Here is a 20760-nt window from a genome sequence, read left to right on the forward strand (position 1 = left end):
TTTAATTATGGTTTACAGTCCACCACCACGTCTTCCGCCAGAACTTCGTACTCCACCACCTGAACTACTGCGACTTCCGCCAGTGCTCATTGTAGGCGATGAAGATCTTCTAGGCGTACTAAAGGAATTATTGGTTCTTGGTTGGGTTGTTGTATTTGTTCTTACACGAGGTGTGTTATTTGTATTGGTACGAACACGAGGTGTGTTATTCGTATTGGTACGAACACGCGGTGTGTTGTTAGTATTTGTTCTTACACGTGGTGTGTTGGCGTCCACTCGAGGTGTACGAGTGCGAACCTCATTATTGGAGCGCGTACTTCTAGGTGTTGAATATGTAGATTGCGTTCTGCTTCGTCTAGTAACGTCACCATTAGTGGTGCTTCTTCTGGCTTGCGCGTTATAAATACGATCAGAATCATAGTATCTAGAACTTGCATAACGTCTTGAATTGTTCGCATACACTGAACCTCTTCTTCCATTTACATAGGCTACATTATTTCTGTAGTAATAACCACCTCCGTAATAAGGCGGATAGTAACCACCGTAATAAGGGGGGTAATATCCACCATAATAAGGTGGGTAATAACCATAGCCACCGCCGTACCAAGGACTGTAATATCCGCCATAGCCCCAGCTACCATAACCATAACCATAACCAAAACCAAAACCAAAAGGAGAATAGTATGGACTGTAAAAACCACCGCTATTATAAATATTAACGGAAACACTAGAGGACTCTTGACCCCAACCAGCGTATGATTCTCGTTCAACTTCTAATGAATCATTTTCTACATATTCGCCTTCATAATCATCTACATCTGTAAAAACTTCATTTTCAGAATATAATTCTAATTCAGAAGATTTTTCTTTAAAATAATTTTCATAATACGTACTGCTAGCATTATTAGCTTCTACGTAAGTTTCTGGTTCAACGGAACTGGAACTGTAAATTCCATCACTATCGTCCACTTGTTGGTAGGTACCACAAGCCGTCACTAAAAGCAAGCTGCTTAAAATAGCTATTGTGGGTATTTTTTCTGTAAAGTAGTTTTTAAAGGACATATCTCTTAATTTTATTGTTGAACATAACAAAAATAGTTAGTTTTGCGAAACTATTCTTATATTTAACATAGTCGCAATATTTGTGCCAAAATCCTGTATATGAGCAAAAAACTTACAAGTAGAGAAGAAGACTACTCCAAATGGTACAACGAATTAGTTGTTAAGGCGGACTTAGCAGAGAATTCAGCCGTACGTGGTTGTATGGTAATTAAACCTTATGGGTTTGCTATCTGGGAAAAGATTCAAGCCGAATTAGACCGAATGTTCAAAGAAACGGGTCACCAGAACGCTTACTTTCCCTTATTTATTCCTAAAAGTTTGTTTGAAGCCGAAGAGAAAAATGCCGAAGGGTTTGCTAAAGAATGTGCCATTGTTACTCATTATAGATTGCAAAACGATCCAGATAAACCAGGGAAACTCCGTGTTGATCCAGAAGCAAAACTAGAGGAGGAGCTTATTGTAAGACCGACTAGTGAAGCTATTATTTGGAACACCTACAAGGGTTGGATTCAATCCTATAGAGATTTGCCAATTCTTGTAAATCAATGGGCCAACGTTGTACGTTGGGAAATGCGTACACGTCTCTTTTTAAGAACAGCCGAATTTTTATGGCAAGAAGGACATACAGCGCACGCAACAGAGGCGGAAGCAATTAAGGAAGCAGAATTAATGAATAATGTCTATGCAACCTTTGTTGAGAATTTTATGGCTATACCAGTTATAAAAGGAATAAAAACCGAAAGCGAACGTTTTGCAGGTGCAGTTGAAACCTATTGTATTGAAGCTTTAATGCAAGATGGGAAAGCTTTACAAGCGGGAACATCTCACTTTCTAGGACAGAATTTCGCAAAAGCGTTTGATGTTAAATTTGCAACTAAAGAAGGAAAGCAAGAATATGTTTGGGCAACATCTTGGGGTGTGTCAACCCGATTAATGGGGGCGCTAATTATGACGCATAGTGACGACCATGGTTTAGTTTTACCACCTAACTTAGCGCCAAATCAAGTCGTAATTGTACCAATTTATAAAACAGATGAGCAATTAGAAGAAATTACAACACTCGTTAATGTAATTATGGGTGAATTGCGCTCAAAACGTATTACCGTTAAGTTTGATGATAGAACAACCTTTAGACCAGGCGCTAAATTTGCACAGCACGAATTGCAAGGTGTACCATTACGTATAGCTATTGGGCCAAAAGATCTTGAAAATGGAACTGTGGAGCTAGCCAGACGTGATACCTTAACTAAAGAAGTAATTGCTATAGATAATCTAACGGCTACTGTAGAAGGTTTAATGGAAGAAATCCAAACGGCATTATATACAAAAGCATTAAATTATAGAGATTCACATATCACAGAAGTAGAAGATTTTGAAACGTTCAAAACTATTTTAGAAACAAAAGGCGGATTTATTTCGGCTCATTGGGATGGAACAGAAGAAACCGAAGCAAAAATAAAAGAAATTACAAAAGCTACCATTCGATGTATTCCTATGGAAGTTGACACGCAAAGTGGTGATTGTGTGTACTCTGGTAAGCCATCCAAACGACGTGTGCTGTTTGCAAAAGCGTACTAATTGAAAATATTTTTAAAAAAGTTCAAATAGTTGTTGCAACATTTAAAAATAGTTGTATTTTTGCATCCGCAATGGAAACATTGTGAGTTATTTTGTCAAACAAAAGGCTTGCAAGTTTAAATATAAAAATTTATATTTGCACACTCAAAAACAAAATGGCCCGTTCGTCTATCGGCTAGGACGCATGGTTTTCATCCATGTAAGAGGGGTTCGATTCCCCTACGGGCTACAATTTTTAATAAGAAAAGAAACAAATGGCAAATCACAAGTCAGCGTTAAAGAGAATTAGAAGTAACGAATCTAAACGTTTAGTTAATAAATATAAGCATAAGACAACGCGTAATGCAATTAAAAAATTGCGTGACACGACTGATAAGAAGCAAGCTCAAGAATTGTTTGTTGATGTATCGTCTATGATTGATAAATTAGCGAAGAAAAATATTATACATGCTAATAAAGCTGCCAACTTAAAGTCTGGTTTAGCTATGCACATAGCTTCTTTATAAGTAAAGAGGAAAAGTTCATATATTAAAAGCTTCTCTTCGTGAGAAGCTTTTTTTATGGTGAAAATTTAAAGTTGAAAAGTTAAATCCAGTTTTGTTTATAAATAAAAATGCCTTGAGAATTTCTCAAGGCATTTTTTAGTATTATTCAGTAATGCAGATTTTAACCATTCATAGAGATTAAAAACTCCTCATTATTTTTAGTTTGTTTAAAACGTTCGTTGATAAACTCCATAGCTTCAACAGGATTCATATCTGCTAAGTATTTACGCATTACCCACATTCTTTGTATTGTTGTTTCGTCTAATAAAATATCATCACGACGCGTGCTTGAAGATGTTAAATCAATGGCAGGGAAAATACGACGATTCGATATTTTCCTATCTAATTGTAGCTCCATATTACCAGTACCTTTAAATTCTTCAAAGATAACTTCATCCATTTTAGATCCTGTTTCTGTTAATGCCGTAGCAATTATCGTTAATGACCCACCATTTTCAATATTTCGAGCCGCACCAAAGAAACGTTTTGGTTTGTGTAGCGCATTAGCATCCACACCACCACTTAATATTTTACCAGATGCTGGTTGTACCGAGTTGTAGGCTCGTGCTAAACGTGTAATGGAATCTAATAAAATAACCACATCATGTCCGCATTCTACCAAACGTTTTGCTTTTTCTAAAACAATGTTAGCAATTTTTACGTGTTCATGCGCTTCTTTATCAAAGGTAGAGGCAATAACTTCTCCGCGAACATTGCGTTGCATGTCTGTTACTTCTTCTGGACGTTCATCAATTAAAAGAATCATTTGGTAAACCTCTGGGTGATTGGCTGCAATGGCATTTGCCACGTCCTTTAATAACATGGTTTTACCAGTCTTAGGTTGTGATACAATCATACCACGTTGACCTTTTCCAATAGGCGAAAACAAATCCATGATTCGTGTTGAAATGGTACTTTGCTTTTCTGCTATATTAAATTTTTCTTGCGGAAATAACGGTGTTAAATGCTCAAAAGAAACGCGGTCTCTTACCACTTCTGGACTTTGACCATTAATGCGAATAACTTTTATAAGTGGAAAATATTTTTCACCCTCTTTTGGAGGTCTTACATTTCCTAAAACCGTATCTCCTACTTTTAAACCAAATAAACGAATTTGCGATTGGGATACATAAATATCATCAGGAGAGGATAAATAGTTGTAATCGGATGACCGTAAAAAACCGTAACCATCTTGCATAATGTCTAAAACACCTTCACTTTCTATAATAGCATCAAACTCAAAGTCGGGTTCTCTGTAGCGATTCCGTGTATCTTTATTACCGTTATTCTTTTTGTCGTGTTTCTGGTTTTGAGTCCGATTATCCTTTTGCTTATCATCGCGCGTATTGCCATTTTTGTCATCACGTTTCTGTGGCTGATTTGACTTTGGTCTCGGGTTAGGTTTGTTTTGTTTTTGAGGCGTTTTAGACTTTTCTGGAGCAGGTTTTTGTGTGCTGCTTTCTTTTGTGCTGTCCTTACTAGAATCTTTTACACTGGTTTGAGCCGTAGGTTCTTTTGTGCGTTCTGCACTAGGTTTGTTTTCGCGAGCAGGTTTCTGTACGCGTTTTCTAGGTGCTTTTTCAACAGGTTTTTCTGTTGGGCTTTCAGATTTTTTTTCAGAAGGAACAACTTCTTTTACCGCTTTTGGGTTGGCAGCTTGTTGGTCTAAAATTTGATAAACTAAATCTAATTTTTTTAATGAACGATATTTTGGAACGTTCAGTTTTTGAGCTATTTCCTGTAATTCAGGTAGCTTCATTGCTTTTAATTGAGATATTTCAAACATTGATGTTGAATTGAATGTTTTATTTTAATGTTGTTAAGTTGAATGATTCCGAAGAAAAATTGATCTTATTTTTTTGAAGAATTAATGCCTTACAACTCTGATAGTTGCAAATCATTACTGCAATTATACAACTTTATTTTCTTTTTTTTAGTTTAATTTTAAAAGAAACTGCTATTTTTGCTCTGGATAAATTAGATAATTAATGCTTCAAAGAATTCAAACTTTATATTTATTATTGGCTGCTGTAGTTTCAGGTGGTTTAATTGGTGTGTTTGAATTATGGACCACGCCAGAAGATGTAAAAGTGTTTGCAATGGATATTAATTATATTGTAATTATGTTTATTGTATCGGCAGCATTATCACTTATCTCCATAACAAGATTTAAAAGTAGGAAGTCGCAATTTATGTTGGGACGACTGAACATCATATTAAACTTTATTTTACTAGGATTATTTGTGTATCTGTCTCTAAACTTATCTGGAGAAACGGTTGTTTCTGAGAAGGGTATTGGGATTTTTCTTCCAATTGTTTCTATCGTGTTATTAGCGTTAGCTAATAAGGCCATCAAAAAGGATGAAGATCTTGTAAAATCTGTAGATCGATTACGATAAACCTTTCATCTTAGTAGTGTTAGTGCGTGAGCCCAAGGTGAAGATCTTGGGCTTTTTTATTTCTTAAATTCAATCACCTCTAAATTTTCAATTTTTTTCCCATCAATTGTAAAACGTAACATGGTTCGTACTTGATGAAAACCGTGTTTGCCTATGGCACCAGGGTTCATATGTATTAAATTGAGTTTTTTGTCTGGCATGACTTTTAAAATATGCGAGTGACCTGAAATAAAAATACGTGGCGGATTTTCCTTGATCATCTCCCGAATCCTAACATTGTATTTATTCGGATAACCACCAATATGGGTTATCCAAACATCAACCTCTTCGCACATAAAGCGGTTGTCTAATGGGAATTCCATTCGGGCTTTTTCATCATCTATATTGCCATAAACGGCTTTTAATGGTTTTAACGCTTTAATAGCATCGGTAACTTTTAAGTCGCCAATATCACCAGCATGCCAAACTTCATCTGCTTGTTTTACGTATTTTAAAACGTCATCATCCATATAACTGTGGGTATCGGAAAGTAGGAGTATTTTTGTCATGCTTACTTCCCAGAATATGGGAGTCTCTTTTAATTTAACTTTTATTTGAAATTTCAAGAACGATTAAAATTCTATCTTTGCGTTTTACAAAAATAGCATAAACCATTGAGATATTTTATAGCGCTTTCATATAACGGAAAAGATTACCATGGCTGGCAAAATCAGCCTAATGCTATTTCAGTTCAAGAGGTTATTGAAAAAGCGTTGTCTACATTATTAGGACAAGAAACACCTATTGTGGGAGCCGGAAGAACCGATGCAGGAGTGCATGCCAAAAACATGTTCGCGCATTTTGATACAGATGTTGTTTTTGAAAACGAGAATCTGTGTTACAGACTCAATGCGTTATTGCCTAAAGATGTAGCTATTCAGCATATATTTCCTGTAGCACCGGACGCGCATGCGCGTTTTCATGCTACAAGTAGAACCTATTTATATAGAATAGCTTTAGAGAAAAACGCTTTTAATTTTGAAAGCGCCTATTTTATAAAGCAAAAATTGGATATTCCAAAGATGCAAGCAGCGGCCGAAAGTTTATTAAACTATAAAGATTTTCAATGCTTTTCCAAAACAAATACCGATGTAAAGACGTATAATTGTACTATTATGAATGTGCATTTTGAACAGGTAGACGATGAATTACACTTTACCATTCAAGCCGATCGGTTTTTGCGTAATATGGTTCGGGCCATTGTTGGCACTTTAATAAATATTGGGTTGGGAAAAATTAATGAATCCGACCTACACACTATTATTCAATCTAAAAACAGACAAGAAGCAGGCTATTCCGTTCCAGCTCACGGTTTGTATTTAATTCATATTTCGTATCCAGAGACGATAAAAAATGGCAACTAAAACAGATAATAAATTATTAGATACCAATCTCCTTAAAAAGCTTGTGAAGTTCATGAAACCTTACAACAAGGTTTTTGTAGGTGTTCTTTTTGTGGTTATTTTATTAGCACTTCTAAGTGCTGCAAGACCATATATTTTACAGCAAGCTATTGATAATAATATAGCCACGAAAACCTTGGAAGGGTTTCTGCCTTATATTCTATTAATGGCAGCTTTATTATTGTTTGAAGTTATTAGTCAGTTGCTGTTTATATTTTATGCTAGCTGGTTAGGGCAAACTGTTGTTAAGGATATTCGGGTAACGCTATTTAACCACATGCTTCGTTTTAAAATGAAGTATTATGACAACTCGTCGGTAGGTGTTTTAATTACAAGAGCCGTAACGGATATGGAGCGAATTGCGGCTATTTTTGGCGAAGGTTTATTTATGATTTTCCGTGATTTGTTAACCATGATAGTCGTTTCAGCCGTAATGGTGTATATGAATTGGCAGTTGAGTATTATTGTGTTTTTAATGCTGCCTTTGGTTTTATATGCCACACGAATTTTTCAGAAGTATATGAAAAAGGCTTTTGAGGAAGTGCGTACGGAAGTTTCCAACCTAAACTCTTTTGTTCAAGAGCGTGTTACAGGCATGAAAATTTTACAGCTATTTACGCGAGAAGACACAGAATATAAAAACTTCAAAATAATAAATGAGCGTCATAAACAAGGTTGGCTAAAAACCGTTTGGTATAACTCTATATTTTTTCCAATTGCCGAATTATCATCATCTATTACCATAGGTTTAATAGCCTGGTATGGTGGTTTAAATGCCGTTGTGGATGATACCGCAACATTAGGAGATTTAACAGCATTTATCATGATGATTCCTATGTTATTTAGGCCATTGCGCCAAATAGCTGATAAATTTAATACACTACAAATGGGGATGGTTGCTGCCAATCGTGTGTTTAAAGTTTTAGAAACCACCTCGCAAATTGATGACACAGGAACGCAAGTTGCCGCTCATTTTAAAGGCGATATTCAATTTGAAAAGGTGCACTTTAGTTATGTTTCAGATGAAGAAGTGCTTAAAGGAATTTCTTTAAATGTAAAAGCAGGAGATACCATTGCTATTGTTGGAGCAACAGGAGCTGGAAAGTCAACCATTATTAATTTATTAAATCGCTTTTATGAGATAAACAAAGGCGTTATTAAAGTTGATGGTACCGATATAAAAGAATTCACATTAGCGTCTTTAAGACAACAAATTGCTGTGGTTTTACAGGATGTATTTTTGTTTGCGGATACTATTTTGAGCAACATTACTTTAAATAATCCAAGTATTACAGAGGATGATGTCATTGAAGCCGCTAAAGCAATCGGGATTCACGAATTTATTATGACCTTACCTAATGGGTACCATTATAACGTGAAGGAACGTGGCGCTATGTTATCATCGGGGCAGCGCCAACTGATTTCGTTTTTACGGGCCTATGTAACCAATCCGAGTATATTGGTTCTGGATGAGGCTACATCGTCTGTAGATTCTTATTCTGAACAACTAATTCAAAATGCGACAGATAAAATAACCAAAAACAGAACATCCATTGTTATTGCACATCGTTTGGCAACAATTAAAAAAGCAGATCAAATTATTGTTATGGACGCTGGAAAAATTGTAGAACAAGGAACGCATTCTGAACTTTTAGAAAAAGAGAATGGGTATTACAAAAATTTACACGACGTCCAATTTGCTAAAGAAGAAGAGGTAGCTTAATTCTGAATTATGTTAAGTCTTTTCTAATCAATTCAATTAATTCATCCGTGTCTTCAAACCTAATAAACTCACCATCCTTAAAATAGGCAATTTGACCCGTTTCTTCGCTAACAGCTAATGCTAAAGCATCTGTTTTTTCAGTAATTCCTACTGCAGCTCTGTGACGTAAACCAAAACGACTTGGTAAAATTTTATCATTGTTTACCGGTAAAATAACACGAGTGGCTTTAACAATATTATTCGAAATAATAATAGCACCATCATGAAGCGGGCTATTTTTAAAAAAAATACTTTCTATAATAGGTTGCGTTACCGTAATATTCATAGCATCACCTGTGGTAGTCAGGAAATCCAAATTATTATTGTGTTCTAAAACAATTAAAGCTCCCGTTTTAGACGAACTCATTTTAATACAGGCCGAAATAATAGTTTCCACATCCGTTTCATTTTCAGTTTCCGTTTTTAAAAACTTAAATTGCTTAAAAAATTTCCCGCGTTTACTGAAATTAGTGGACCCTACCATAAGTAAAAACTTTCTAATTTCCTGTTGGAAAACGACTATTAAAGCAATTAGTCCAACACTCATAAAACCACCCAAAATCTTGCTTAACATTTTCATTTGTAAGGTTTCAGTAACCAAAAAAATGAGGTAGATTATAACAATACCAATAAAAATGTTGATAGCAACTGTGCCTTTTACCAATTTATAAACGTAGTAGAGTAGTGCTGCTACAAGAACAACATCTATAATATCTATAACGGTAAATTTTAATAGGTCGTCAAAAATTTCCAAAGGCTCGTGTTTTTGTAAATGTAAGAATTATAGATTAATAAATAAATTCATTATTATCAACGATCAAATCTTCAGAAGTCACTGAAATCAAAGCCGATTTCAAACTAATATAATCTTGAAATGTTAAAGATTCAGATAGGTGAAGAACGACTGGTTTTGATTTGAAAAGTGAATCCGTTTGCAAATCAGAAACCAATTCCTGTAAATTTCGTGTTTGTTCAGAATCTGCAAGCTTGATAAGTTTTAAAGATTCTATTTGAAGGTTTATACTAGACGTTTTCAAATCATTAAAAGCTTTTTTTGTGGAAGCTACTGAATCTTTTAAATGATAATAAACATCTGTAAATTCTATAAAACCTAGATTTTTAATACGCGTATCATTACAGGAATAATAATTTTTGGCATCTTCGTTTTTATGTAATTCAGAGCCGCGTTTTTTGTTTTGAAGAAATTGAATTTCGGGAATCAGTTGTTTTAAAGTCAATCGCTTATCCACATTTACTAGCCAATTCGTGGAAATGATTAAATTTTTTCTATTTAGCTCTACCCCATTTACAGCCGTAGAATCGTAAAATAAATATGCTGGAGACACATCCAAAACCTCATGAACGTGGGCTTGTTGTACTTCAGGGAGTAAAATAACCTTGTCAGAACTACAAGCAACGACAAGTAAAGGGATTAAAAATTTAAAATATTTCATAAGTTTAATTCAATTCATTTGTTAGTTTAATGCATTCCATGGCTTCTTTTACATCATGAACCCGAAGGATGTTGGCGCCTTTTTGCAAGGCAATTGTATGCAACACAGTTGTACCATTCAAGGCGTTGTTGGCCGTGCTTTCTAATGTTTTATATATCATAGACTTTCTTGAAACACCTACTAATAGGAGTTTTTCAAGCATTTTAAAATGTTCTAAATGATTTAAAAGCGTAAAGTTTTGTTCCCGTGTTTTAGCAAAACCAAAACCAGGATCGATTATAATATCTGTAATTTGATGTTTTTTTGCCGCGGATACACGTTCAGAAAAATAAAATAATATGTTTTTTACAAGTGCCTCGTATTCCGTTAAGGTTTGCATAGTTTGTGGTGTGCCACGCATGTGCATCATAATGTAAGGAACTTGCAGTTTACCCACAACTTCCAGCATTTGATTATCCAATTTACCAGCCGAAATATCATTTATCATAACAGCTCCTGCTGAAATACTTGCCATAGCAACTTCACTCCGAAAGGTATCAACAGATAGTAAAACGTTTGGAAATTCAGTAACAAGGGCTTGAATTACTGGAATTATCCTTTTTAACTCTTCCGTTTCACTTACAAAACTAGCATTTGGTTTAGAACTATAGGCACCAACATCAATAAAGGTTGCGCCTTGGTGAAGCATCGTTTCCACTTGAGAAAACACCTCGTGTTCGTTTTTATATTTTCCACCATCAAAGAAAGAGTCTGGTGTTAAATTCAGTATTCCCATGACTTTTGGTGTAGCTAAATCAATTAGGTTTCCTTGGCAGTTAATGGTCATATCAGGGTATCTGGTTTATAGTTTGAAAGTGGTATCTTCCCACAATCAATTTCAAAAGTCAAGCACAAAATTAAGATATTCAGACTAAAATTGATGGGTATTTATGTCAAAATAAAAACAATCATCATTCAACTTTGAACTTTAAACAATTTAATCGAAATTTACACAAAATTCAATAGTACACATGCCAAATACATCACAAGAATATGATGCTGTAATTTCTATTTGCAGAAACCTTTTCGAGAAAAAAATGTCAGATTATGGTAGCGCATGGCGTATTTTACGTTTGCCATCACTAACCGATCAGATTTTTATAAAAGCGCAACGCATTCGCGGTTTACAGCAAAATGCAGTTCAGAAAGTGGATGAAGGCGAAGTGAGTGAATTTATAGGCATTGTAAATTACTGTGTAATGGCATTGATTCAGATTGAAAAAGGTGTGGTAGAACAACCTGATTTAGATACGGAAGAGGCCGTAAAATTATACACAGAAAAAGTGGCTCTTACCAAACAACTTATGATGGATAAAAATCATGATTATGGTGAAGCTTGGCGTGATATGCGGGTGAGTAGTTTAACAGATTTAATCCTTCAAAAACTATTACGCGTTAAACAAATTGAAAACAACCAAGGAAAAACATTAGTAAGTGAAGGCATTGACGCTAATTATCAAGATATGATTAATTATGCCGTTTTTGCTATGATTCATTTGGGTGTAGCCAAAAATTAATTATAATACCTAATTAGGTTTAAAATAGCATCAATTTCACCATCCTGTTCATATACAGGGAATTTAAATTTTTAGTATCATGAAATACATTGTAGCATTTAGTCGGATATTTGTAGGCGTACTTTTTATCATTTCAGGTTTCATTAAACTGAATGATCCACTTGGGTTTTCATATAAATTGCAGGAATATTTTGGCGAAGGTGTTTTAAATCTCCCTTTTTTAGAACCTTACGCATTAATTATTTCAATTCTTGTAGTTGTTTTTGAAGTCGTTTTAGGCGTTTTCTTACTCATTGGTTACAAACCTAAATTTACAATTTATAGTTTATTGGCTATGATTGTGTTTTTTACATTTCTAACATTTTATTCCGCATATTTTGATAAAGTTAAAGACTGTGGTTGTTTTGGCGATGCCTTAAAATTAACGCCATGGGAGAGTTTTACTAAAGATGTGGTGTTGCTAGTCTTTATTTTAATTTTATTAGTTGGCATCAAATACATTAAGCCGCTATTTGGAAGACCCGTTATAACAACCGCCATTGCTTTATTGAGCTTCTTGGCCTCTTTATCATTTGCTTATTATGTTTTAATGCATTTGCCAGCAATAGATTTCAGAGCCTATAAGGTTGGGGCTAATATTCAAGAAGGCATGACGGTTCCTGAAAATGCGGCAAAACCTGTTCAAGAATTTACTTGGACATTTAACGTAAATGGAGCCGAAGAAATATTTGTAACCGACGGAAGTTACCCATCTGTGGATGGCGAGTATGTTGGTGTAGAATCCAAAGTAATTGATCCAGGGTATGAGCCTCCTGTTGTCGATTTTTCAATAGAAACAGAAGATGAAGATCTTACAGAGTACTATTTAGAAAAAGACAAGCTCATCATGATTGTCATGTATAATTTGGCAACTGCCGAACCGGACGGTGTAGCTAAATTGAAAGCTTTTTCAGATAAAGCCCTTAAAAATGGTTATACAGTAATTGGTTTATCAGCATCTGGAGCGGCTGAAAAAGAGCAGTTTAAAGCGTCACATAAATTAAATTTCGATTTTTATTTATGTGATGAAAAAGCGTTAAAAACAGTTGTTCGAGCTAGCCCTGGTATTGTTAAATTAGAAAAAGGAACCGTTGTTCAAAAAGCACATTGGAATGATATTGAGAAAATAAAACTGTAAGGATAAACACTAATAAAATAAAGAGATTTAATTCTGATAAGCTACCTATTACATAAAATCATGTATGCATTACTGACGCTTTTCGGGGTGGTAACAGTTATATTTTTATTGTTTAATGTATTGCCTGGTGATCCCGCTAAAATGATGCTAGGTCAAAACCAATCAGCTGAACAGGTAGAAGCCGTCCGTCAGAAATACGGTTTTGATAAACCCAAAACCACTCAATATTTTTATTACCTAAACGATTTATTGCCTATATCATTTCACGCTAAAAATGAAGCGGATTATACCTTTTTAAAACCCGGAAAGTATGCAGCAACGCCTTTGTTTTCTGTTGGCAATACAACAATCGTTTTAAAACTTCCCTATTTACGGGAATCCTTTACCAAGCAAGGTAAACGCGTCTCTGAAGTGATTGGAGAAACCTTACCAAATACAGCTATATTGGCCGTATCCGCCATAACTATTGCTTTGTTTTTAGGACTTATTCTTGGTGTGGTTTCGGCTATTTACAAGGATACATGGTTGGATAAAGGCATTCAAATTGTGAGTACCGTAGGAATGAGTGTGCCTTCATTTTTTAGTGCTATTCTATTCGCTTGGTTTTTCGGATTCGTATTACATAAATATACCAAATTGGAAATGACAGGCAGTCTTTATGAATTAGATGATTATGGACAAGCCATGCATATTCAATGGAAAAATTTAATACTTCCAGCTATAGTTTTGGGAATTCGGCCGTTAGCAGTGGTTATTCAGCTCATGCGAAATTCACTGTTGGAGGTGTATAATCAAGATTTTATTCGCACCGCAAGAGCAAAAGGCTTAAGCGAATATCAAATTATTAGAAAACATGCCGTTAAAAATGCCTTGAATCCGGTAGTTACCGCCATTTCTGGATGGTTTGCATCTATGTTGGCAGGTGCTGTTTTTGTAGAATATATTTTTGGTTGGAATGGTCTCGGTAAAGAAATTGTAAATGCTTTAAATACACTGGACTTACCGGTTATAATGGGTTCTGTATTGATAATTGCGGTAATCTTCATAATTATCAATATTTTTGTCGATATTATTTATACGTGGTTGGATCCAAAAGTAGCGTTGGAATAGAATCCCTGTGAAAACAAGAACTTTATAAAATCATGCTTAAACTAAAGTCAAGCAGCACCCCCAGTCAAATATATTATTAAAAAGAAGCATAAAGCATTAAAAAAGTAGGAATATGAGAAAACAAATAGTTGCCGGAAATTGGAAAATGAATAATGATTTGTCGCAAACCGAATTGTTAATTACCAATTTAAAAAGACAGGTAAAAACCTCTGAAGCAGAAATGATGATAGCACCTTCATTTACCAATTTATGGTCTGCTTTTGAATCGCTTCGGGAATATGATGTTGAAGTTATTGCGCAAAACATGCACTTTGCAGAAAGTGGTGCCTATACAGGAGAGGTAAGTGCGGGTATGTTGAAAAGTGTTGGTATACAAACGGTAATTTTAGGCCATAGTGAGCGTCGTGCGTATTTTAATGAAACCGATGATTTATTAGCTGAAAAAGTTGATGCTGCTTTAAAAAATGATATGCGTGTAATTTTTTGTTTCGGGGAAGAATTAGCAGATAGAAAGTCTAATAATCATGAAACGGTTGTTGAAAACCAAATCAAGAATGGGCTGTTTCATTTGGATGCAGATGCTTTTAAAACTATTGTTTTAGCTTACGAACCCGTTTGGGCAATAGGAACTGGCGAAACCGCTAGTCCGGAACAAGCACAGGATATGCATGCATTTATCAGAAAAACTTTAACCAATAAATATGGACAAAGCGTAGCGGATTCAGTTTCCATATTATATGGTGGAAGCGTGAAACCTAATAATGCGCAGGAAATATTTTCCAAACCAGATGTAGATGGTGGCCTCATTGGTGGAGCAGCATTGAATGCCGACGATTTTATGACTATTGTTAATGCATTTTAAGTAAAAATATATGTCAAATACAATTTATATAGGTTACGATTTTACCGTAACCCCATTGCAGCCAGCTGTTGAAATTTTAATAGCCGAACTAGGCTATGCCGGTTTTGAGAGTTTTGTGGAAACAGAAACAGGCGTTACGGCTTACATTCAGAAAGACGAATGGCGAAGCGATATTTTAGAAGATATTCAAATTTTAGATTCCGATGAATTTGAAATAACATTCGAATTCAACGAAATAGAACAAGTAAATTGGAATGCCGAATGGGAGCGAAATTTCAATCCAATTATTGTGGATGATGTCTGTGCAGTTCGTGCCCCTTTCCATGAAAAGTTCGATACGAAATACGATATTATTATCGAACCCAAAATGAGTTTTGGAACAGGACATCATGAAACCACCCACATGATGATTCAGCATATTCTTAAAAATGATTTTACGGATAAAACCGTTTTAGATATGGGCTGTGGAACTGGTGTTTTGGCTATTTTAGCCGAAATGAAAGGGGCCAAAAAACTGGAAGCTATAGATATTGACAACTGGTGTTATTTAAATAGTGTGGAAAATGTGGAGCGTAACAACTGCCATAAAATTTCCGTATATGAAGGCGATGTTAGCTTGCTTAAAAATAAAGCTTACGATATAATTATTGCGAATATCAATAGAAACATATTGCTTCAGGACATTCCAGAATATGCTACTTGCCTAAATGCGAAAGGTTTGTTATTTTTAAGTGGATTTTATTTTGATGATATTCCGGTCCTTGAAGAACTTTGTAATAAAATGAACCTTAAACGCGTTGATACATTACAACGTAACGATTGGGTTGCTTTAAAATTCGAAAAAGAATAACCGTTAATTGAAGCTGGCTTCAAATAACGATAAATTTAAAAATTATGAGTACCAAAGAACAAACATTAGAAGATGTTCTCCTTAAAGAAGAGGTTTTAAAGGAAAACGAAATTATTCTTTATAATGATGATGTTAATACCTTTGATCACGTTATAAATACTTTAATTTACGCCTGTGATCATACAGCCGAACAAGCCGAACAATGTTCTATTTTAGTGCATTATAAAGGACAGTGCACGGTAAAAACAGGTTCTTATAAAGAGCTAGAACCACGATGCTCAATGCTTTTAGAAGCAGGTTTGAGTGCGGAGTTAATTTAAAAAAGGTACCCAAATTTATTTGGGTACCTCATTTAAGGAAATCCACTTGATTAAGTGTTAATCCTCCGATTAATAGCATAATAAATATCAAAAATAATTAGCTAAAAAACTATGATTTTTATCAGTATTCAAAATGTTTCTAGGTAGTTATTAAGTCTTCTTTTATTTTCTTCAATCACAATAACGGAACGTTTTGGTCATTTTTCGGTAGGCCATAAGCGGTTTTTCAAAAAGAAAAGGCTTTACAAATAGAAGTTTTTGTAGGTGTTTTTTTTTAAATGTATCCAAACTGATTTATATCATATATAAAACCGTTTTAAAGCTTTAAATTTAAAGATAAAGACTTTTATTTATGAATATCAATCAAATAAGAAATTTAGAATTTTTTCAAAACCTTGGAAAGTTGTTTTATGCTGTGGCTTTTGCCGATAAAAACATCGTTAAAGAAGAGTTTAGTACTTTAGTTTCATGTTTAGATGATTCGAGCTTCAGTCATATTTTTTTAGAAACAGAATTTAAATACCACGTTATATCAATATTTAATACATTGTATTTAGAACAAAGCGATGCACAAAAGTGCTTTGATGAATTTTTAGATTATAAAAAGCAGAATAATAACCTATTCTCAAAACCTATCAATGAAGCTATATTAAAAATGGCGAGTAAACTAGCAGCTAGTTTTTCTGGTCAAAACAAATCCGAGCTTATTATGCTTGTAAATTTGAGTATTGAATTAAAAAAAGGGAACTAATAAATTCGGTATTTAACGTTAAAATTGATTTGAATACTTAAAACATGGATTATACGGTGTAATGGTTTTAAATTCAGAAGTGTATTAAAAAAAATTAAGTTTTTTAAATTGCTGCGCATTAAGAAAGCTCCGCTCAAAACATGCTTAAAACAAAAAAAACGCTCAAGCTAGCTTGGCGTTTTTTTTCTTATTTAAGTAATTTTAGTGACCTCGACTGGATTCAAACCAGTAACCTCTTGAGCCGTAATCAAGTATATAGCTATTTGTTAGTTACTCGAAATATAGCTGATTATTGATATTATATAGCATTAACGTGGTTTTTGCTGTTATGTGTTAATATCTATTATATGTTTAGTAATGTATTTTTTCTGCAAATATTCTGCAAATATTTATATTTGCAGAAACGGTATTACTATGAACAAAAAAATAGATGACTATAAAATTTCTATTAAGCTAGATGTCAGAAGGAAAAAAGCTAATAAAACTTATCCTGTTAAATTGCGAGTATATGGAAAGCAGACAAAAAAAGAAAAATGGTATTCTTTAGATGTTGACTTAACCGAAGATAAATTTGAAACTATTTGGGTAAACGGTAATAGTAATAAGTTGCGTGGTTCTAATAAAGAGGTTTATACAAAGCTTCAAGCTTATCTATCAAGAGCAGAAAATGAAGCAAGGGAAATGACTGTTTTTGATTTTGATAAATTTGAAACTAAATTTTTCCGTAAATCGTCAGATAAAAATAATGTGAAGTATCATTTTGATCTTGTGATTAGCAAAAACATGAAAAATGATAAAATTGGAACAGCTGAAAGTTATAAATACACTTTTAATTCTTTGGCTGAATTTAGCAAGACTAAAAAGAAATGTGAAGGTGAAAAGCTAACTTTTAATCATATTACTGTTGATTGGTTAAAAGATTATGAGAAAACGATGCTACTGCAAGGTAAAAGTATAACCACTATTGGGATTTACACACGAACATTAAGAGTGATCTTTAATAATGCCATTGATGAAGGCGATATAATTAATGATATTTACCCTTTTGGCAAGAAGAAATATAGCATACCTAAATCCAAGAAGGTAAAAAAGGCTTTAAACTCAACGCAGCTTAAAACGTTATTTAATGCTAAAGCTGAAAACGATAATGAACAACTGGCTAAAGATTTTTGGTTTTTTAGTTATTCATGCAACGGTATGAATTTTAAAGATATGGCTTTGTTGAAATATTCAGACATAAAAAAAGACAGATTCTCATATTTTAGGGCAAAAACATTTGACAAGACTGCCGAAAAAACTGAAATAATAATATATTTGACCGACTTCACGAATGGTATTATATCCCGATACGGTAATAAAATTAAAAATGATTTTGTTTTTAACATCATATCTAAAAATGATACAAGTGAAACGCAATACAAGAAAATTAAAAACTTCACACGCTTGGTTAACGACCACTTAAAGAGACTAGCTAAAAGAAACAATTTACCAAGCGATATTTCGACGTACTGGGCAAGACATTCGTTCGCTACTAATTCAATGCGTAAAGGTGTTAGTATAGAGTTTATAAGTGAAGCCTTAAATCATAGTGATTTAAGTGTAACTAAAAATTATCTTGATGGCTTTGAAGATGAAGCTAAAAAAGAATTTGCTAACTCAATAATGGATTTTTAAATATACAATAATGCTAAAAAAATTAGATAACCGTTTTAGTTATTCAGAAGTAGAGGTTAAGAACTTTTTAGATGAACTTTATCAAGCCTATGAAGATGGTGTTATAAAGGATGCAGATATAGATATGCAGCTCGAAAAGTTTGTTGATGCAATAAAAGAGTATTTAGGAAACGAGATATTGTACAAAGAACGAATAAATTCTATTTTCATAAAACTACACTTGTCAATTCCAAATGAAGTGAAAGAAGAATGTAATGTTTGTCGTATGGATCGTAATCTTTCAGATGAAATTATATGTAGAAAATATTTTGAAGAAGCCTACGACGAGATTGTTGCGAAAGTTGTTCCATATGTTGGCTATGTAGAAAATAATAGACACACATTTAATTCAAAAGACTTACTGCTTTCAGCGACCAATGAATTTTTTGAGCATTTTGAAGCTAAAAATGGTAAGTTGGATTTTTACGCTGATAAATTTGATAAGATAATGTTGACCAATTCTTTAATGATTCTGCGCGAATCTTTGCTTGAAATGGACACCCGAACTGCGATGCAAAGGGTTATCGAGATAATCGAAGAATTAGAGAGTCACAAGGTTATTGCGCAATCTACAGATAGGGTATTATATAATCATGTTAAACCTCAAATAAAATTCCTAAAAAAACAATTGAAATATTATGAGAAAAAACTATTAACAGAATCGTTAAATGATAGATCCGATGAAAAACCTAAAATAGAAGATGTTTTAGAATCGAACAAAAATATAATTGATCCTAAATCCGTTTTAACTGGGAGCAATGTTTTTTGTGCGTCAATGCCCATAGATATACCTATAGAGCATTTCAAAATACTTACAATCAGCAAAAGCAAAAATGGTAAACCGTATTTAACCCAAGGTGAATTTGAAATTTTTATTCAAAGAGCCTTTTTAGGTGTAGAAAATTTAGAAAAACTAAAATTTAATCAAGAACCAAAAGGAGAGAAGTTAAAAATACAATATTTATTTAGACAGTTTTATGAAAACTATTGTTTTGAGTATTTCGATACTGGGCAAACACAAGATTTTTTTATTAAACTTTTGACTGAAAATTTTACGGGATGGAACTTTAAAAATGTGAAAAATAATTTCAAAACAAAGCCAAAATCACTTATTTAATTACTGCACTTACTTTTGTTATTACCGCACTTACTGTTTCTATAATAAAGGTTTAAAAACACTATAACTTAGTACCTGTAAAATTCTAAACAAGTACTATGAGAACATTAAATTTTGAAAATCTGCCTAACGCAGTCGCTGAACTTATAAAAGGTCAAAGCGAATTGAGAGCCTTACTTCTTCAAAAGGCAAATCTAGAACCCGAAATGGAAGTACCAATCCAAGTGGATGGTGTTATGCCAATTACGGGTTTTTCTAAACCCACTATTTACGGATATGTCCAACGGAACGAAATACCTTATCATAAAAAAGGTAATCGTTTGTATTTTTTCAAGTCTGAAATAATAGACTGGATAAAACAAGGCAAACAAAAAACTATTAAAGAAGTTGAAACTGACGTCGATACTTTATTGTCTAACAAAGGAAAAAGATTAAGAAAATGAGAAATTCAAGAATTAAATCATTCAAAAAATCAATTTTATTAATCGTTAGTCTAACGTTAAATTAACGCACAATGGATAGATATACATACGAATGTAAATATTGTGGTGGTAAATATACCCCAAAAAGAAGGTATAAACAGAAATACTGTAGTAATAGTTGTCGAGTAAATGCTTTCAATAAACGAAAACAGATTGAACAGAGTTTACCCGATGAAGAAAAAGACAAAAAAGGATTCAACAAAAAAGGGAATGAGTTGGTCTGGAATCGGTGATGCTGCTGTCGGAACTTTAGCAACTAATTTAGCTACCAGTTTGTTTACAAGAGAAGAAAATAAACCTGCAACCAAAGGCGATATTCAGAAACTTTTAAATGGCGGTATTAATAATTTGATACTTGTGAAAAACATACCAGTAAGGATGGATGGAACAAGAACCTATTTTGATACCATTAAACAAATACTAATTTATAAATAGAGAAATGAAAAACATAAAAACATACCAGCCAGATGGCTTAAATATACTGGAAGACATCCGAAGAGACTTGTTAAGTGCATGTTCACATGCTGATAATTCTTTATCGCCACGAATATTGCATAATTTAATGTCAAAAATAAACATA

At 33.7% G+C, this 20760-nt stretch carries 22 protein-coding genes and 1 tRNA gene; 17 read left to right on the plus strand and 6 right to left on the minus strand.

The window, feature by feature from the left end; translation table 11 throughout:
• Positions 1–12: 12 nt before the first annotated feature.
• Positions 13–1062, minus strand: a complete 1050-nt coding sequence (locus GMA17_RS01340; protein ID WP_248398283.1) for a hypothetical protein — start codon at positions 1060–1062, stop codon at positions 13–15.
• A 99-nt stretch (positions 1063–1161) separates the two neighbouring features.
• Here GMA17_RS01340 and proS point away from each other — a divergent pair, with 99 nt between their 5' ends.
• From proS to rpsT, 3 genes are all read left to right on the plus strand, one after another.
• Positions 1162–2640: a proline--tRNA ligase gene (proS, locus tag GMA17_RS01345; RefSeq protein ID WP_248398286.1), complete on the plus strand. Its 1479-nt coding sequence runs from the start codon at positions 1162–1164 to the stop codon at positions 2638–2640.
• A 157-nt stretch (positions 2641–2797) separates the two neighbouring features.
• A tRNA-Glu gene (locus GMA17_RS01350) sits at positions 2798–2869 on the plus strand.
• A gap of 25 nt (positions 2870–2894) precedes the next feature.
• Positions 2895–3146, plus strand: coding sequence for a 30S ribosomal protein S20 (rpsT, locus tag GMA17_RS01355; RefSeq protein WP_248398289.1), 252 nt, complete (start codon positions 2895–2897; stop codon positions 3144–3146).
• Between the two features lie 160 nt (positions 3147–3306).
• Here the strand turns inward: rpsT and rho are convergent, their stop codons facing one another.
• Positions 3307–4971 carry a transcription termination factor Rho gene (rho, locus tag GMA17_RS01360; protein ID WP_248398291.1) on the minus strand — a complete coding sequence of 555 codons (1665 nt, stop codon included), beginning with the start codon at positions 4969–4971 and terminating at the stop codon, positions 3307–3309.
• 202 nt (positions 4972–5173) lie between these two features.
• Between rho and GMA17_RS01365 the strand changes: the two genes are divergently transcribed.
• Positions 5174–5584 carry a DUF4293 domain-containing protein gene (locus tag GMA17_RS01365; protein ID WP_248398294.1) on the plus strand — a complete coding sequence of 137 codons (411 nt, stop codon included), beginning with the start codon at positions 5174–5176 and terminating at the stop codon, positions 5582–5584.
• Between the two features lie 56 nt (positions 5585–5640).
• On the opposite strand, the gene GMA17_RS01370 is transcribed toward GMA17_RS01365, so the two are convergent.
• The gene (locus GMA17_RS01370) at positions 5641–6132 is read right to left on the minus strand and encodes a metallophosphoesterase (protein WP_248400598.1); all 492 of its coding nucleotides are present in this window, start codon (positions 6130–6132) and stop codon (positions 5641–5643) included.
• A 105-nt stretch (positions 6133–6237) separates the two neighbouring features.
• On the opposite strand from GMA17_RS01370, the gene truA reads away from it, so the two are divergent.
• Together truA and GMA17_RS01380 are read left to right on the plus strand one after the other, a co-directional pair.
• On the plus strand, positions 6238–6987 hold the full coding sequence (gene truA / locus GMA17_RS01375; protein ID WP_248398297.1) for a tRNA pseudouridine(38-40) synthase TruA: 750 nt from the start codon (positions 6238–6240) through the stop codon (positions 6985–6987).
• Entirely contained in the window at positions 6977–8749 is a 1773-nt protein-coding gene (locus tag GMA17_RS01380) for an ABC transporter ATP-binding protein (RefSeq protein ID WP_248398300.1), read from the plus strand. The genes truA and GMA17_RS01380 overlap by 11 nt, the downstream gene beginning before the upstream one ends.
• A 7-nt stretch (positions 8750–8756) precedes the next feature.
• Here GMA17_RS01380 and GMA17_RS01385 read toward each other — a convergent pair whose 3' ends face one another.
• The 3 genes from GMA17_RS01385 to folP are packed head-to-tail and all read right to left on the minus strand — an operon-like array spanning position 8757 to position 11068.
• The gene (locus tag GMA17_RS01385; RefSeq protein ID WP_248398303.1) at positions 8757–9542 is read right to left on the minus strand and encodes a diadenylate cyclase; all 786 of its coding nucleotides are present in this window, start codon (positions 9540–9542) and stop codon (positions 8757–8759) included.
• A 34-nt stretch (positions 9543–9576) separates the two neighbouring features.
• Positions 9577–10242: a hypothetical protein gene (locus tag GMA17_RS01390; RefSeq protein ID WP_248398305.1), complete on the minus strand. Its 666-nt coding sequence runs from the start codon at positions 10240–10242 to the stop codon at positions 9577–9579.
• A gap of 4 nt (positions 10243–10246) precedes the next feature.
• The gene (gene folP / locus GMA17_RS01395) at positions 10247–11068 is read right to left on the minus strand and encodes a dihydropteroate synthase (protein ID WP_248398306.1); all 822 of its coding nucleotides are present in this window, start codon (positions 11066–11068) and stop codon (positions 10247–10249) included.
• A 184-nt stretch (positions 11069–11252) separates the two neighbouring features.
• Between folP and GMA17_RS01400 the strand changes: the two genes are divergently transcribed.
• From GMA17_RS01400 to GMA17_RS01450, 11 genes are all read left to right on the plus strand, one after another.
• Positions 11253–11798 (plus strand): DUF1599 domain-containing protein, encoded by a 546-nt coding sequence (locus GMA17_RS01400; RefSeq protein WP_248398308.1) that lies wholly within the window; start codon positions 11253–11255, stop codon positions 11796–11798.
• Between the two features lie 79 nt (positions 11799–11877).
• Positions 11878–12975 carry a BT_3928 family protein gene (locus GMA17_RS01405; protein ID WP_248398311.1) on the plus strand — a complete coding sequence of 366 codons (1098 nt, stop codon included), beginning with the start codon at positions 11878–11880 and terminating at the stop codon, positions 12973–12975.
• A gap of 60 nt (positions 12976–13035) precedes the next feature.
• The gene (locus tag GMA17_RS01410) at positions 13036–14085 is read left to right on the plus strand and encodes an ABC transporter permease (RefSeq protein ID WP_371922403.1); all 1050 of its coding nucleotides are present in this window, start codon (positions 13036–13038) and stop codon (positions 14083–14085) included.
• Positions 14086–14197: 112 nt separating this feature from the next.
• A complete protein-coding gene (tpiA, locus tag GMA17_RS01415) occupies positions 14198–14947 on the plus strand; it encodes a triose-phosphate isomerase (protein WP_248398313.1) in 750 nt (249 codons plus the stop codon).
• Between the two features lie 10 nt (positions 14948–14957).
• Positions 14958–15797, plus strand: a complete 840-nt coding sequence (gene prmA / locus GMA17_RS01420) for a 50S ribosomal protein L11 methyltransferase (protein WP_248398315.1) — start codon at positions 14958–14960, stop codon at positions 15795–15797.
• A 44-nt stretch (positions 15798–15841) separates the two neighbouring features.
• Complete coding sequence (locus GMA17_RS01425) at positions 15842–16117, plus strand: ATP-dependent Clp protease adaptor ClpS (protein ID WP_248398318.1); 276 nt, start codon at positions 15842–15844, stop codon at positions 16115–16117.
• Positions 16118–16469: 352 nt separating this feature from the next.
• Positions 16470–16868, plus strand: a complete 399-nt coding sequence (locus GMA17_RS01430) for a hypothetical protein (RefSeq protein WP_248398321.1) — start codon at positions 16470–16472, stop codon at positions 16866–16868.
• A 414-nt stretch (positions 16869–17282) separates the two neighbouring features.
• Positions 17283–18542 carry a site-specific integrase gene (locus GMA17_RS01435; RefSeq protein ID WP_248398324.1) on the plus strand — a complete coding sequence of 420 codons (1260 nt, stop codon included), beginning with the start codon at positions 17283–17285 and terminating at the stop codon, positions 18540–18542.
• A gap of 10 nt (positions 18543–18552) precedes the next feature.
• A complete protein-coding gene (locus GMA17_RS01440) occupies positions 18553–19698 on the plus strand; it encodes a hypothetical protein (protein ID WP_248398327.1) in 1146 nt (381 codons plus the stop codon).
• A gap of 98 nt (positions 19699–19796) precedes the next feature.
• The gene (locus GMA17_RS01445) at positions 19797–20141 is read left to right on the plus strand and encodes a helix-turn-helix domain-containing protein (RefSeq protein WP_248398329.1); all 345 of its coding nucleotides are present in this window, start codon (positions 19797–19799) and stop codon (positions 20139–20141) included.
• A 210-nt stretch (positions 20142–20351) separates the two neighbouring features.
• Positions 20352–20615 (plus strand): hypothetical protein, encoded by a 264-nt coding sequence (locus GMA17_RS01450; RefSeq protein ID WP_248398332.1) that lies wholly within the window; start codon positions 20352–20354, stop codon positions 20613–20615.
• Positions 20616–20760 lie beyond the last annotated feature (145 nt).

Origin of the sequence: Bizionia sp. M204 (assembly GCF_023205095.1) — a bacterium.
GTDB classification, from domain to species: Bacteria; Bacteroidota; Bacteroidia; order Flavobacteriales; family Flavobacteriaceae; genus Algorimicrobium; species Algorimicrobium hallyeonense.

Coding starts and splice junctions, on each gene's coding strand:
- GMA17_RS01390 (WP_248398305.1), bottom strand. CDS start 10,242: ATGAAATATTTTAAATTTTTAATCCCTTTACTTGTCGTTGCTTGTAGT.
- proS (WP_248398286.1), top strand. CDS start 1,162: ATGAGCAAAAAACTTACAAGTAGAGAAGAAGACTACTCCAAATGGTAC.
- rpsT (WP_248398289.1), top strand. CDS start 2,895: ATGGCAAATCACAAGTCAGCGTTAAAGAGAATTAGAAGTAACGAATCT.
- GMA17_RS01365 (WP_248398294.1), top strand. CDS start 5,174: ATGCTTCAAAGAATTCAAACTTTATATTTATTATTGGCTGCTGTAGTT.
- GMA17_RS01430 (WP_248398321.1), top strand. CDS start 16,470: ATGAATATCAATCAAATAAGAAATTTAGAATTTTTTCAAAACCTTGGA.
- folP (WP_248398306.1), bottom strand. CDS start 11,068: ATGACCATTAACTGCCAAGGAAACCTAATTGATTTAGCTACACCAAAA.
- prmA (WP_248398315.1), top strand. CDS start 14,958: ATGTCAAATACAATTTATATAGGTTACGATTTTACCGTAACCCCATTG.
- GMA17_RS01410 (WP_371922403.1), top strand. CDS start 13,036: ATGTATGCATTACTGACGCTTTTCGGGGTGGTAACAGTTATATTTTTA.
- GMA17_RS01400 (WP_248398308.1), top strand. CDS start 11,253: ATGCCAAATACATCACAAGAATATGATGCTGTAATTTCTATTTGCAGA.
- tpiA (WP_248398313.1), top strand. CDS start 14,198: ATGAGAAAACAAATAGTTGCCGGAAATTGGAAAATGAATAATGATTTG.
- GMA17_RS01370 (WP_248400598.1), bottom strand. CDS start 6,132: ATGACAAAAATACTCCTACTTTCCGATACCCACAGTTATATGGATGAT.
- GMA17_RS01445 (WP_248398329.1), top strand. CDS start 19,797: ATGAGAACATTAAATTTTGAAAATCTGCCTAACGCAGTCGCTGAACTT.
- GMA17_RS01380 (WP_248398300.1), top strand. CDS start 6,977: ATGGCAACTAAAACAGATAATAAATTATTAGATACCAATCTCCTTAAA.
- GMA17_RS01340 (WP_248398283.1), bottom strand. CDS start 1,062: ATGTCCTTTAAAAACTACTTTACAGAAAAAATACCCACAATAGCTATT.
- GMA17_RS01425 (WP_248398318.1), top strand. CDS start 15,842: ATGAGTACCAAAGAACAAACATTAGAAGATGTTCTCCTTAAAGAAGAG.
- GMA17_RS01435 (WP_248398324.1), top strand. CDS start 17,283: ATGAACAAAAAAATAGATGACTATAAAATTTCTATTAAGCTAGATGTC.
- rho (WP_248398291.1), bottom strand. CDS start 4,971: ATGTTTGAAATATCTCAATTAAAAGCAATGAAGCTACCTGAATTACAG.
- GMA17_RS01440 (WP_248398327.1), top strand. CDS start 18,553: ATGCTAAAAAAATTAGATAACCGTTTTAGTTATTCAGAAGTAGAGGTT.
- GMA17_RS01450 (WP_248398332.1), top strand. CDS start 20,352: ATGAAGAAAAAGACAAAAAAGGATTCAACAAAAAAGGGAATGAGTTGG.
- GMA17_RS01405 (WP_248398311.1), top strand. CDS start 11,878: ATGAAATACATTGTAGCATTTAGTCGGATATTTGTAGGCGTACTTTTT.